This window comes from Psychrobacter sp. 1U2 (assembly GCF_051847575.1).
In genome coordinates this window covers 1-787 of sequence record NZ_JBPYDC010000890.1, presented here as the reverse complement: position 1 = coordinate 787, position 787 = coordinate 1, and the positions used below count along the sequence as shown (strand labels likewise).

Here is a 787-nt window from a genome sequence, read left to right as displayed (position 1 = left end):
CACCGTGAGCAAGTCGAGCTGCAACTGACACGCGAGTGTTATGCACTACCGACATTAACGCTTAACCCTGATGTCGATGATATTTTCGCATTTAAATACGAAGATATTACTGTCAATGGCTATGAATCCCATCCTACTATCAAAGCAAAAGTTGCGGTATAGTTTATCCATACTAAAACTGGTTTTACTTTATTTTGATGAAAACAATAAGGACACGTTATGAGTTATGCCCATACTGAAGTTGCCCAAATCGTCGCTATCGGTAGCAATCGCTGTATCGGCAAAGATAATGAGCTGCCGTGGCATATCTCAGCAGATTTGCAGCATTTTAAGAAGATGACGACCAAAGCAAATGATGGTGCTGTTCAAGGTATCGTCATCATGGGTCGTAAGACTTTTGAGTCGATGAATAGCAAACCATTGCCGAAGCGTGTCAGCTTTATCATTACGACGCAACTAGATTACGCTGAGAAAAAAGGGCTGGTGGGTAAAGATAATGTTTACGTCGTGCATAATTTAGATGATGCTCTAACGCAAGCGGCGAGCCTTGCACATGGTGCCCATCTTGACACAATTTGGGTAATAGGCGGCGAGCGCGTGTTTAGTGATGCATTCATGTATACCGATCGTATTGAGCTGACTTATGTCGATATCGAAATTGCCGACTGTGACGCCTTCTATCCTAAGCTGCCAAGCGATTTTGAAATATCTGCAGAATCTGCTCAAGAGCATGATGAAAAAAGTGGGTTAGATTTTAGATTTGCGACTTATTTAAAAAAAGAAGCTA

The 787-nt window shown here is 41.9% G+C and carries 2 protein-coding genes; both read left to right on the top strand.

The genetic code is table 11. The annotated features are described in order from the left end of the window. Positions 1–162 (top strand): thymidylate synthase (locus tag ACS8FD_RS19375; RefSeq protein ID WP_439277060.1); only part of this gene is annotated, 162 nt, incomplete at its 5' end. Between the two features lie 57 nt (positions 163–219). Beyond that, positions 220–787: dihydrofolate reductase (locus tag ACS8FD_RS19370; RefSeq protein WP_439277059.1), on the top strand; the 568-nt coding region annotated here is incomplete at its 3' end.